We start from the raw sequence: 13,367 nt of genomic DNA on the forward strand, positions 1-13,367 counted from the left end.
GTAGAAACACAATGAAATTCAGCGAATCATGGCTTCGTGAGTGGGTAAGCCCTTCAGTTACAACTGATGAATTAACGCACCAAATTACAATGGCTGGACTAGAGGTAGACGACGTTCTTCCTGTGGCTGGCGAATTTACTGGCGTGAAAGTCGGTAAAGTGGTTGAGTGCGGTCAACACCCAGACGCAGACAAACTGCAAGTTACAAAGATCGACATCGGCGCTGTTGATGCAGACGGTAACAAAGAGCTTTTAGACATCGTATGTGGTGCATCTAACTGTCGTCTTGGCCTAACGGTAGCAGTAGCAACTGTTGGCGCGGTACTGCCTGGCAACTTCAAAATCAAGAAAGCAAAACTACGTGGCGTTCCATCGCACGGCATGCTTTGTTCTTTCTCTGAGCTAGGTATCGACGTAGAGTCAGACGGCATCCTTGAGCTGCCTGAAGGCACAGCGCTTGGTATGGACGTACGTGAGCTTCTTGAGCTTAACGACGTCACTATCGACGTAGACCTAACAGCAAACCGCGCAGACTGCTTCAGCATCCGTGGCCTTGCTCGCGAAGTTGGCGTACTAAACCGCGCAGACATTACAGAGCCAACCGTTGACGCTGTTGCAACAAGCATTGAAGACACCGTCTCTGTTGAAATCAAAGCAACAGACGCTTGTCCACGTTACCTTGGCCGTGTGGTTAAGAACGTAAACGTGAAAGCGGAATCGCCAATCTGGATGCAAGAAAAACTGCGCCGTTGTGGTATCCGTTCAATCGACCCAGTGGTAGACATCACAAACTACGTGATGCTAGAGCAAGGCCAACCAATGCACGCATTTGATCTCGCTAAGATCGAAGGTGGTATCGTGGTTCGTCTAGCAGAGCAGGGCGAAAAGCTAACACTTCTAGATGGCAACGAAGCTGAACTAAACAGCAACACACTTGTTATCGCAGACCAAAACAAAGCACTAGCAATCGCTGGTATCTTTGGCGGTCAAGATTCTGGTGTTACTACTGAAACAACAGACGTACTTCTTGAAGCGGCATTCTTCGCACCGGATCACATCCGTGGTCGCGCACGTGCTTACGGCCTTCACACAGATTCTTCTCTACGTTTCGAACGTGGTGTTGATTCAACACTTCAGCTAGCCGCTATGGAGCGTGCAACACAGCTTCTCGTTGAAATCTGTGGTGGTGAAGTTGCGCCAGTAAACGGCAGCGAATCTGAAGCTGATCTTCCTAAAGCAAACGTAGTTGCTCTACGTCGCGCTAAGCTAGACAGCCTACTAGGTCACGAAATCCCATCGACAGACGTAGTGGAAATTCTTACTCGCCTAGGTTGTGAAGTAGCTGTTGTTGAAGATACAGAAAACACTGATGCTGGTTGGACGGCAACGTCTCCATCTTGGCGTTTTGATATCGCAATCGAGCAAGACCTAATTGAAGAAGTAGGTCGTATCTACGGTTACGATAACATTCCAAACCAAGCGCCTAAAGCGGCACTTAAAATGAATGACCACAAAGAAGCTAACCAACCGCTTAAGCGCGTTCGTGACCTTCTTGTAGACCGTGGCTACCACGAAGCAATCACATACAGCTTCGTAGAACCAGAACAGCAAAAACTTGTTGTACCTGGTGTTGAGCCGCTAATCCTGCCATTCCCTATCTCTGCGGACATGTCAGCAATGCGTCTTGGCCTAATCCAAGGTCTACTAAACACCGTTGTTCACAACCAGAAGCGTCAACAGTCTCGCGTTCGTCTATTCGAATCAGGCCTACGTTTCATCCCTGAAGCAACGGCTGAAAACGGCATGCGCCAAGAAATGATGCTTGCGGGCGTTATCTCTGGTACGCGTGGCGAAGAGCATTGGGATATTGCGACGAGCACTGTCGATTTCTTCGATCTTAAAGGTGACCTAGAAGCCGTTCTTGAGCTTTCTGCAAACGAAATTGCATACAGCTTCAAATCTGCTAAGCACCCAGCACTTCACCCAGGTCAAACTGCGGCTATCGTAGTCGACGGCAAAGAAGTGGGTATCATTGGTACTGTTCACCCAGAACTAGAGCGCAAGTTTGGTCTTAACGGCCGTACTATCGTATTCGAAATCGAATGGGCAGCTATCAACACTCGCGTGCTTCCAGAAGCAGTAGCCGTATCTAAGTTCCCTGCAAACCGTCGTGATATCGCCGTTGTTGTTGATGAAGCAGTTGCTTCTGGCGACATCGTTGAAGCGTGTATCGCTGCTGGTGGCGAATTCCTAACAGGCGCTAAACTGTTTGACGTATACGTTGGTCAAGGCGTTGAAGAAGGTAAGAAGAGCCTAGCAATCGCACTTAGCCTACAGTCTGTAGAGCGCACACTTGAAGATGCAGACATCGCTGGTTCAGTAGATGCTATCGTAGCTTCAATCTCAGAGAAATTCGGCGCAGCACTTCGCGACTAATCTCTTCTGATAGATAGAAAACCAAAGGCCTCGCATTGCGAGGCCTTTTTGTTTTCAGCCCTAAACCACCTACTTCAGTAGGTGGTTCTCATTCAGTTAGGCTTTGCCTGTAGTTCTACCCATGTTAAATGCTCCCTTGATTTTTAGCGAAGTCAAAGAGGACAAATAACATGAGTAGATACAATCAAGCTTCCCACGCATTTTGGAGATGTCAATATCACATAGTGTGGACGCCAAAATACAGATTTAAGATCTTGAAGAGCAATGTAGGCAAAGAAGTTTATCGGTGTATAAATGTTTACTGTAATCAACTTGGATGTGAAGTTGTTGAACTGAACGTCCAAGTTGACCACGTGCACTTAGTCGTAAAGGTTTCACCCAAGCTATCAATATCCAAGTTGATGGGCGTATTGAAAGGCAAAATAGCCTTAAAGCCTTTCAGTAAGTTTCCATATTTGAGGAAAAATTAGCTTTGGAGTAACCACTTTTGGCAAAAGGGCTATTTTGTCGATAGAGTAGGAATTAATGAAGAAATCATTCGACGTATGTAAGGCATCAGGAGAAGAAAGAGCGCGTGGAACAGCAACAATTAGCGCTGGACTAAAAAAGGGCCCCCTTTTAGGGGGCTCACACAAAGCCACCTTCTTTAGAAGGTGGTAATTTACTTACAGTTTTTATGCGGCTCAAGTGTTTCCACCACTAAACTGGAGAGTGCTGAACAACATATAGAGGGTACTCAACGCAATTAATCTCGTGCCTTTAATTTTGTGGTCCTAAAACAAATTGAAAGGTGAAATGACTAATGAGAAAGGTCTAAAGCGACTACGTAAAATTCTTTCGAGGCTCAACTCCAGAGATGCGAATCAAAAGGATTCGAGTAGCAATTAGAAGAGACTCAGCTCAAAGAAGCACAAGGCTGAGTTATTATGGGCGAAGCTCTCTAAAAGCAGTGTCTCGTAGCAATTCATCAGCCAAAGATAGATGAGTTAATATGAGGTTTGAGGTTTTGTGGAGGAGTGATGAATGATGCATCTAGTATAAGGGGGTTAAAGGCCGAACGCTTACTTGGAACGATATATAAACCGTGCGAGACAGCTTATTTTCTCTATTGAAAGCATGGCATACCTGTTGAATAAATCTAACGATTTAGATGAAGTAAAATAAATGGTGGTCGAATCATTAAAAGCCTCTTGTTAATAAGAGATATCACATAGTTCTAAAAAACAAAACGCCCGATGAAGTAAATCGAGCGTTTTGGTCAATTAATTGTCAATCTACATCAAGACGGGACACATTAGTCTATACCTAGCCAACGAACATCTAGCTGGCAGAGTTTTGTTGTATATATACCAGAAGTAGAGCAAAGAATATTTTTATCAGGCCAATCACCTTTCACGCTCGATATGTTTAACTCAATGTTATCGATTAACTTGTTAATATAAAAGTGATTACCCTCTAAAGACTTGATTGCGCTGTAAATGTCTAATCGTGTTTTTAGGCTTTTTATATTAATATTTTTATAAATATTTCGAACCCTGAAATGCGTTTTAATCTTCATGAAAGCTATTGGAAGTGGGATTAACATGATACATAGTAAAGCATATCGAATATAATCCTTAATAAGATAAATGTATTCATTCAAATAAAATAGAGATGCTCCAATAACTATTGCCATGACTAAAGCATAAAAAATTAGCGATAAGTCTAGACCTTTTGCTCCTGTAGTGAGCCTCAATTTTAAAAATGAAAATAGACACGTGAGATAAAAAATAGAAAAATAAATTATGTAGAACTTTTGAACATCTAGTTCTTGTATTCTATTTAATACTGTGCTCTCATTGTCAAACATGTAAACCATGAAATATAAGAAAATTAATATCGGGAGCGCGAATAGGACCCCACGCTTAGCCGATGAAATCAATAACAATAAAATTCCTGATACCCCGTTGTTAATGGCTATTTCTAAAGAGCTGTGATGGTATGTACCATTAATCAAAAAACTGTCATTTGAATCTTTATTGTTCTTGATATTTATTATTGATATTTGATTTAGGAAATAGATAACTATAACTTGGATGATAGATGCAATGGTTAATGCAATTGTCAAAGTGGGTTGAACACAAAGTATTATAATATATAACAGAATGAATAATGAAATCTCAATGCTTCTTAATACTAAGTAATTTTTAACAGAACTAAACGCATCTGATATTCCAAAATTAAAATAGTTACTCTTAAAGCTATTAAAGAATTGTAGATCATTACCTGAATCTAGGTAACTTCCTAATTCTATCTTCAGTTCCTTGGATACTTTAGATAAATGTCGACATGATTCGATCGCAGTGGAGCATAGCCATGAATCTTTCATTTTTAATGTTCTAATAACAGACTCTTCTATGACATTAGTTTTGCATAAGCAAAGTAGCTCAATGACAAATTTGTTCCAGTGTACTGGTTTACATGAACTCAATTCCTTATCAATAAAGTCTTGAATTTCTTCTTGTATATGGTGGATACAGTCATGCCTGCTTTTAAATGCATCTCTCAGGAATCTAATGCAGTGAATTGCCTCCAGTGAACCTGAACCATTGTCTTTTTTTATAAATTCCCAGCAGTTGTCAGCAATATCTTTAGCCTTTTTAACATCAGATACCTCACAGAATAAAACCAACGCATCTCGCCACTGTGTATCCTTGGGAATTTCGTTGAAAGGTATGTCACTTTCATTATCTAACATATCTAATACAACAAAATATTCGCAGAATCGCCTATGAACAAAACTGATTCTCCCCTCATCTGAACTGCTAGCTCTTATAAGTCGAGCGAATTTTAGACATTCTATTAACTGATCAATTTTTATATTAGGAAACTTCAACTTTAAGTCATTAACAGATGCCTCTAGGCCAAAATCTGAAAACATTGCAACGGCGATTTTCTTTGAGGATGTTAGTATATATTCTTTATCTATATCGAGTTCACTGAGCTTTCTAGAAGAGTTGTTCAATGCATCATCAATGAATACAGAGAACATATCTAATCTATTTTTTGGTAGTTCACCATGTATTTCAATATATTTCGATATCATTGATGCCATGAACGGATTCTTAGCAGTTAAATATAGGTCTGTTCTATCCTTAAAGATTTTATTTATCAAATCTTCGGATGAATTGGACATCTTTCTTATTGATTTATATATTTGAGCACCATTAAAAGGTCGAATCTCGATTTCTGAAGACGCATTGAAATCACTAGTAGGCTTTCTAAAATGTCTAGATGAGACTAAACCTGTGGGTTTGTTATTATTATCCTTTATGAACTTATATAAAATGGACGATAGTTGTTGAATTAATAAGCTGTTATCGTCAACATTCATTACTTGTGGAATTTCATCAAATGAGTCAAATATAAAAAAGAATCGTTTTTTTTCAATCAATCGGTCAAAGTATTTATCTACGAAAATGTTTAGAGCCAAATCGCGTCTCGCTATGTTCTCACGAACGAACTCGAGTAATTGATGCTCATTAGGCGGATTTTTTTCAGACCAATTTGTGTTATTCCATTCTTTTAAATTGATATAAAGTGGTATTTTGTTTGCTTCTTTTACTTGTGGTAAAAGTTCTATAGCAAGCTTACGCAGCGCAACACTTTTGCCACCTCCAGGTTCACCTAGAACTAGAAATGCCCTACCAGATTTGTTATTTAATGCCTTAAGTAAGTTAGATACCTTACGTTTATTTTTGGTTTTTGTTTTAATATAGACTTCCGCATCTAAATCTGTGTAAAAACTCCCTGTCCAGTTTGATTGCTTATTGATCATTTTTAGATCATCTTCTAAAGCTATCAGAGCATTGTTTAGTCGCTCGTTAAACTCTGGTTCAGGGATCTCCTTATCAAAAGAGCTTTGTTTCTCTCCCATACTTCCCGAAGGAGAAAGTGACTTATTTATCACATAAATTGAAAAGGATAAGAATAATAAAATAGGTACAGAAATAGTTGCAGGTTCATATGAAAGAATAAATATCAATCGACTTGATTCCGGGATTAGGCTTTCTAGAACACCATGAATTAGAAAACTCCAATTGCCATATGTGCCGGATAAGAGGACAAGAGATACGATATATAGTGAATATAGCCTTACTTTATTCTGACCATGGTTTGGTGGTAACCATATTGAACGAGTCACAAAAGTTAATATTAGTGCGCATACTGAAACCAATAGCGCTTGATCGAAGCTTGTGAAGAAGACCGAAGTCAAAATGGCAACCATATTGATTATAAATATCAATACAAAAGCTTTGTGGCGACTTGAAAGTACGTGATTCATCCAATAATCCAGTTTATACATTAAGTGTGCGGTATATTATCATTTGTGAATCTATCGTTCATTATAGATTTATGATTTTAATGTATTTTTGGGTGGTATAGTGGATGTTATACTGCCGTGTGAGTATTACTTTTCTGGTCCATAACTAGCAAGACATAACTAAGTACGGTATTGCGATATCTCACGATGGTGAGCAAATTGCGTATGGCAAAAGTGGGAGTGGGGGAACAGCGCTGATCTTCATTCACGGTTGGAGCTTAGACAGCAGGCTATGGCAAAACCAAGTGAGTGAGTTTTCAAAGCAGTACCAAGTGATCACTATGGACTTAGCTGGGCATGGTAACTCATCGTTCGACCGCCAAGAGTACACCATGGTTGCGTTTGCTGAAGACATCAAAGCCGTCATCGACAAAGAACAACTCGAATCAGTCATCTTAGTTGGGCATTCAATGGCAGGTGGTGTGATTGCAGAAGCGGCTAAACTGATGCCGAAAAGAGTGAAGGGCATTATTGGTGTCGATACATCGCAAAACGTCGCACTAGCCGTTTCACAAAGCGACCTAGATACAATGACCAAACCGTTTGAAGCAGACTTCCAAGCGGGCATCACTACGTTCGTGAAAGACTCGCTACCAAAAGACGTAGACGCGAGTTTACTTTACTGGGTAACGCAAGACATGGCATCCGCACCGCCAGCTATCGCGATAAACCAGTTCCGTCATTATCTGGGCCAATACGTAACAGGCGAAGCACACCGCGTGTATGAGAACGTGAATGTGCCAGTAATTTTGGTTAATGCTCGCCTATGGCCAACTGATTCCGAAGCGAACAAGAAACACATCAAGGATTACAGCATTTACTACATTGAAGACTCAGGCCACTTCCCAATGCTAGAGCAACCACAGCAGTTCAACACAACGTTGATGAAAGCGGTTAAGTCAGTGAAGTAGGGTGGTTGCACGTGAGAATAGGCTGATAATCCCCTCCTAACCTCCCCTTGGTTTGCATCTCCAATCTCTTGTTGGCAACGATAAAGGGGAGGAACTGAATAGCGATCGCTACATGTGCTGCTGTATGTTCAGCGACAAAGAATGTTCTCCCCCTCATTCTTATATCTCAAGAGATCGGGTCACTCCATTTGTAGTGGTCAAGTAAAACTGGCCACAGTTTTATAAGGGAACCAAAACTGTCGTTCCGACTCATTTGGTGTTAATCCACCATTGTATTGATGTGGACGATGCTGGTTGTAATAACCAACCAAATAATCCGTTATTGCTTTCTGTGCCTCTGTAAAACTTCTATAGCCATTCTTTGGTACCCATTCCGTTTTTAAACTTCTGAACACTCGCTCCATAGGACTATTATCCCAACAGTTCCCTCGACGACTCATACTTTGAGTGATTCGATATCTCCATAGCAACTGACGATATTTTTTACTCGTATAGTGGCAACCTTGATCCGAGTGGAACATTACACCAGACGGCCTTCCGCGGCTCTCATTGGCCATGGTCAGCGCCTTGCCAGTCAATACACTATCTGGTGAGTTAGACATTGCCCAACCGATGACTTTTCGTGCGAACAAGTCAATAACAACGGCTAGATAAGACCATCTCTCCCCCGTCCAGATATAAGTCACATCGCCACACCAGACTTGATTCGGCTCAGTCACCGCGAACTGACGATTTAACCGGTTAGGTATATGAACATGTTCCTGCTGTGTTTTTTTGTACGTATGTTTTGCTAGCTGGCAACTGACTAAGTCTAGTTCTTTCATGAACTTACTTGCTCGGTAACGGCTAAGTCGAATACCTCTTGCTGTGACTATGTCAGCAATGGTTCTCGCTCCAGCGGAACCATTGCTCAGCTCATAAGATCGGCGAACTTCGGCACGAACAAGCACATGCTCTGACGACAGAGATTTATCTCTATTTGCCCAATAACGATAACTACTGCGATGAACCCCGAACACTTCGCAAAGCCGTTTCACAGCATAACTCTTCTTGAGTTTCTCGATCATCGAGAACCGTTCAGGGAGTCTGACATCAAGAGAGCCGTAGCCTTTTTTAGAATTTCCTTTTCTTCTTCAATGCGTTTGATTTTCTTTTTAAGGTCACGAATTTCTCTTTGCTCTGGAGTGAGTGGTGATGAATTTGGTGTCTTACCAGCTCTTTCAGCTTTGAGTTGCCTTACCCAGCTTTCTAACGTAGTTTTTCCAATCCCCATTGCTTCGCAGGTTTCTTTATAGGAACGTCCCTGGTCAAGCACTAGCTGAGCGCATTCAAGTTTAAATTCTGGGTTAAAAGTGCGTCTTTCACGCTTAGTCATAATGTCACCTGTTTTAGTATCGAGATGATCATACATCACCTCTTAATCAGGTGGCCAAATTAACTATGCCACTACAATTCGAGGGGGAGCTAGAGGGGGAGGCTTTGGTCTACTAGAACTATTCACACAATGTTGATGAAAGCGTTGGAGTCACTGAAGTAGGGCGCTGTAGTTGTTAAATGATGGATGTAATCGTTGATAGATAAAACTAAGGCCTCGCGATTGCGAGGCCTTTTTGTTAGTCGGAGGTTTTGGTCGAATCCCAGAACTGTCTTTCACAATACTGATCTCATGGTCTTCATCCTATAGAACAGACAGATGGGTACTGAGTGGGTGGCTAGTCGTTCCGGGTCATATTCGGCATTTGTCCTAACATGCCATCTTCGCCGAAATGGAATGTTTCAAGTTGGGCTCTGGGTGTGGTACTCGACTTAATCGAGCTGGTATGGAGCGCCTCATCCTTTGTGCTAGCGGCGTAAAGTTGCCCAGAGAACGGAATGCTGGTGTCGTAATTTTCAAACCATACTGCCATTGCTTCCGTTAGCAAATTGTCAGACTTGTCGACATGCGCTAAGTAAGACTTGTGGTTGGCAAATATTCTCAAGTCATGAACCAAGTTGGGCGTGTCGTCGTCCGGAAAGACCGCTGCCATCAAAATGCCAGGAATCTTCTGGTGCCACATGTCACAGACGGTCTCGAATGACGTACCTAAATTCTGTATTTGCCCTGGCTTCACATAACGCGTCGTAAATCCAAACAGCGGAGGACCTTCTTCCCTACCGCCATCAGGTTTCATGAAACCGGCAAGGTTGCTCTTAAAGTCGTACTTTACGCCCGAATCTGCTTTCGCTCGGGTTTTTGTTTCTTCGTTCCACCCGCCAAACACGGTTAATGTGTCTAGGTTTTCAGGCGAGTAATCATACGTATCCCACACGGATTCTGCCTGAGTAGAGCGAGACAAGTAATCGTTAAACGCACTGGCACTTCGGACCCATAAAATATGCCAGTATGCCAAAGGATCTTCTGTATCAGGAAAGGCAAAGATTGCTTTAATGTCTGGGTTTTCTTCGTAAGCTGACTTTGAATGCGCTTGGTACACATACTTGAATTCAGCAAGTTTCTCTTTTTTTATATGACGCTTACCGTAAACAAGAACCGGGGTTACTTGTGCCGAGTCAGAGATAACAGCAGTTTCTTCAAATTGGGATAAAACAGGGCCTGCTTGTTCATTATCATCTTTCTTTTGCATGTCTTCTCCTAACTGAGTGTCCATTTCTATTTACTATTGATAGTTAAAGTTTAGTTTTAATTCGCCTAGAACGAGCATCTATTATCTTAGGTTTGATAAAAGCCATGCTGCCAAATGTTCTAAGGACACCTTATTCACTGTTATCTCTTGTCTGTTCTGAGGCCAACAGATCATCCCTAGTTTTAGCGGTACGAAGCGTAATAAGTTGCTGGGTTATTTCTCGTTGTGTCTTCATATTTATCTCCAGTTAATTCTGAGTGAAATACAAAGCCTAGATACAAAAAAACCTCTGGCGATGAATCACTCAGAGGTCTTTTATTGACGCAAAAAACTACCTCCTGAGTAACCTCATGGTGGTAGTGGTGGTTTTTGCGTTTAGGTAAATTTTGTTCATAGGGGTAATTATTAACACCTTGTAGATATCCGCACAAGGTAAATTAAGATTCCACAACAGAAGAAATGGGTCTGTTGTGTTCTTGAGCTGACAGCAGCGCTTACTCTCATTTCACCCTATGTTTGGTACAAGTGTTCTTGAAGCCAAATCGGTAACATGATGGCTTCTGTCATTCTCATGAGAACCGTTTATTTTTTGTCTTGAGAGTCTTTATATTTTTTGGCAATCCACTCATGCAAGTGAAGCCCCGTTTGACGCTTTAGGAATACACTGATACCAGCTAAAATTAACAGTCCGATTATTGTGCCCATAATTATCTCCAAAATTAGTTATCGTTCGTCATTCAAAAGTGAATCAATACATGTCGGTATTATGATTAATCCATTGATTTCATCATTTTATCTATATTAAGCCCACCAAGATCCTCGAGGTTATTCTTAATCGCTTCATCGATTGATAGCTGGCGTTCCACTTTCTTTATTTCCTTCTCAAGAAACTTTTCAACTTCTTGAGATACATTGAACATTAGCCCTTGTTCACGCGCTGCTTTTCTCGCTAGTTTAAGGCGAGCATCCAAGTCTGAAGAGATTTTAATGTTCAGTGATACTTTAGGTTGCTTCTTCTGTAATGACATGTCGAGTCTCATTTTTAACGTAAAAATACTATAAACTTTTCTACCTTTTTAGCAAGAAAAATTCAACATTAACTGTAACAGAAGCAAACAAGAAGCATATCAAGGACTACCGCCTTTACTACATCGAAGATTCAGCCACTTCCCAATACTAGATCAACCAGAACCGTTCAATACAACGTTGATGAAAACGGTTAAGTCAGTGAAGGAGGGCGCTGTAGTTGTTAAAGGGTAGTAGTAACCCTTAGAAAGATATAACAAAGGCCTTGCGTGTACAGGACCTTTTGTTAGTTAGAGGTTTTGCTAGCTACATTCATTCCTAATTTGCGAGTAATGATCGTATTTTTCACTCGTTTATGGTCCTTAAACTCGTGCCTCATAGTTATATAAATGGTCTATCAACCACCCCTAGATACGTAATTAGCACCACTGTTATTAGTAAGGGCTGACCGAATCTAGTGGTGCTTTCTACTGATAATCACTTTAACTATGTGTTTAGGACATCCTGCTATGGCTAAGAAAATAATATTCATTCATGGTCGCGCTCAAAAGCCCGATAAAGCTCACCTTCAAGCACTTTGGTACGATGCTATAGAGCATGGCTTACAGCGAGATTGTGGAGAATCAAGTTCATTACAAGCTTTTAAAGATGTAGATAAACGGTTTGTCTATTACGGTGAACTATCAAACACATTATTAGAGAAACCAACGGAAGACCCTGCAAGTCGGCAGCAAGCGTTGTCCGAACTCAAAAAGTACAAGACAAGCCAGTTCAATAAAACAACGTATAACAAGGTATCTAAAATTGGTTTTCTGAAAGAGGCGTTAGCAGATACTTTTTCATCGCTATTTGGAAAGCTAGGTGTGGCTGAGACACTGATAACGAAGGTCGCGCCGGATATGGCGCATTATTGGTATGAAGATACCTATTTTGGTAGCGATGTTAGGCACAGGCTAATGGTTGAATTGAAGGAAGCGCTTGATAATCAGGATGACGTGATGATTGTATCGCACAGTCTCGGGTCGATGATCAGTTATGACGTGTTATGGAAGTTGTCTCATTACGGAGAGTATAGACACGACTATGGTGCGGATAAGAAGGTCAACTTATTGCTAACGCTCGGGTCACCGCTAGGCGATGAAAACGTAAAAGATAGGCTAAAAGGGAGCCGCTTGAAAGATGAGAAAAAGTACCCTTTAAACATTCAGCAATGGATAAACATATCGGCAGAAGATGATTTTATCTCTCATGACAGCAAAATTAGAAATGACTTTAAAGATATGCTCAAACTGGGTCTGATACCCGGCGGAATGAAAGATATCCACCCCATTTACAACCTCAATATTCGCAACGGAAAAAGTAATCCGCATGCTTCCATCGGTTATCTCATCAACCCTAAATTCATCAAAGTGTTGGATGAATGGCTCTCTAGTTGATGTGGTTTTACCATCGTAAATTGCTTCGCTGTTCGTTGAAACTTAGATAAAACAAGGCCTCGCATGTGCGAGGCCTTTTTGTTTGTGCTTAAGAGGCAACTAACTTGGACAATATTAACTACTCTGTGTAGATCGCGATTCCATTAACCGTCTGTTCTGAAACAGGGATTAAGTACTGGTAGTCTGTGCCGACGCCTCCCAATACTACAGAGCTGTTGCTTCCTGTCGCTTGAAGTAAGACCCCATTAGCTCCTAGTTTGGCCGCCTGATTTTTTAACTCTTCGATTGCATAGTCGATGGAGCCTTGTTTAGTCATACCTGCATCACTAGATGCATCAACTAAAGCTATTTTTTCATAGTTCTCAGGTGCTTCGAGATACAGTGTTACTTCTAGAGGTGTAATTGGGTCTCTGGCTTCACCAACTAATATTGCTGAACCAGATGCACAGCCAACTAAAAATAGCGTGATAGAAAGAGCTAAGGTTTTAAAGATATTCATTGGTATTAGGTCTGTTTGTAGTGGCATAGTTAATTTGGCCACCTGATTAAGAGGTGATGTATGATCATCTCGA

8 protein-coding genes and 2 pseudogenes are annotated in these 13,367 nt (G+C 41.1%); 4 read left to right on the forward strand and 6 right to left on the reverse strand.

Annotated elements, in window-relative coordinates:
• The first annotated feature begins 11 nt into the window (after positions 1-11).
• Positions 12-2,435 (forward strand): phenylalanine--tRNA ligase subunit beta, encoded by a 2,424-nt coding sequence (gene pheT, locus M4S28_RS07780; protein ID WP_249632636.1) that lies wholly within the window; start codon positions 12-14, stop codon positions 2,433-2,435.
• Positions 2,436-2,605: 170 nt separating this feature from the next.
• Positions 2,606-3,039: pseudogene (tnpA, locus tag M4S28_RS07785) on the forward strand (IS200/IS605 family transposase).
• A 690-nt stretch (positions 3,040-3,729) separates the two neighbouring features.
• Here tnpA and M4S28_RS07790 read toward each other — a convergent pair.
• On the reverse strand, positions 3,730-6,759 hold the full coding sequence (locus M4S28_RS07790; protein WP_249632637.1) for an NACHT domain-containing protein: 3,030 nt from the start codon (positions 6,757-6,759) through the stop codon (positions 3,730-3,732).
• Between the two features lie 155 nt (positions 6,760-6,914).
• On the opposite strand from M4S28_RS07790, the pseudogene M4S28_RS07795 reads away from it, so the two are divergent.
• Positions 6,915-7,709, forward strand: a pseudogene (locus M4S28_RS07795) (alpha/beta fold hydrolase); the annotation flags it as partial.
• A 197-nt stretch (positions 7,710-7,906) separates the two neighbouring features.
• On the opposite strand, the gene M4S28_RS07800 reads toward M4S28_RS07795, so the two are convergent.
• The 4 genes from M4S28_RS07800 to M4S28_RS07810 form a co-directional block, all read right to left on the reverse strand.
• Positions 7,907-9,084, reverse strand: a protein-coding gene (locus tag M4S28_RS07800; protein ID WP_249631935.1) for an IS3 family transposase whose coding sequence is annotated in 2 segments (ribosomal slippage) — positions 7,907-8,826 and positions 8,826-9,084 — 1,179 coding nt in all. Because the reading frame shifts where the segments join, the coding sequence is not laid out codon by codon here.
• A gap of 337 nt (positions 9,085-9,421) precedes the next feature.
• A complete protein-coding gene (locus M4S28_RS07805; protein ID WP_249632638.1) occupies positions 9,422-10,333 on the reverse strand; it encodes a hypothetical protein in 912 nt (303 codons plus the stop codon).
• 582 nt (positions 10,334-10,915) lie between these two features.
• On the reverse strand, positions 10,916-11,038 hold the full coding sequence (locus M4S28_RS26460) for a hypothetical protein (RefSeq protein ID WP_017109721.1): 123 nt from the start codon (positions 11,036-11,038) through the stop codon (positions 10,916-10,918).
• Between the two features lie 65 nt (positions 11,039-11,103).
• Positions 11,104-11,361 (reverse strand): hypothetical protein, encoded by a 258-nt coding sequence (locus M4S28_RS07810; protein ID WP_249632639.1) that lies wholly within the window; start codon positions 11,359-11,361, stop codon positions 11,104-11,106.
• Between the two features lie 507 nt (positions 11,362-11,868).
• Between M4S28_RS07810 and M4S28_RS07815 the strand changes: the two genes are divergently transcribed.
• A complete protein-coding gene (locus M4S28_RS07815) occupies positions 11,869-12,795 on the forward strand; it encodes a hypothetical protein (RefSeq protein WP_249632640.1) in 927 nt (308 codons plus the stop codon).
• A gap of 118 nt (positions 12,796-12,913) precedes the next feature.
• Here the strand turns inward: M4S28_RS07815 and M4S28_RS07820 are convergent, their stop codons facing one another.
• Positions 12,914-13,321, reverse strand: coding sequence for a hypothetical protein (locus M4S28_RS07820; RefSeq protein WP_249632641.1), 408 nt, complete (start codon positions 13,319-13,321; stop codon positions 12,914-12,916).
• Between the last annotated feature and the right edge of the window lie 46 nt (positions 13,322-13,367).

It is taken from the genome of Vibrio sp. J383 (assembly GCF_023503985.1).
Lineage (GTDB): Bacteria > Pseudomonadota > Gammaproteobacteria > Enterobacterales > Vibrionaceae > Vibrio > Vibrio splendidus.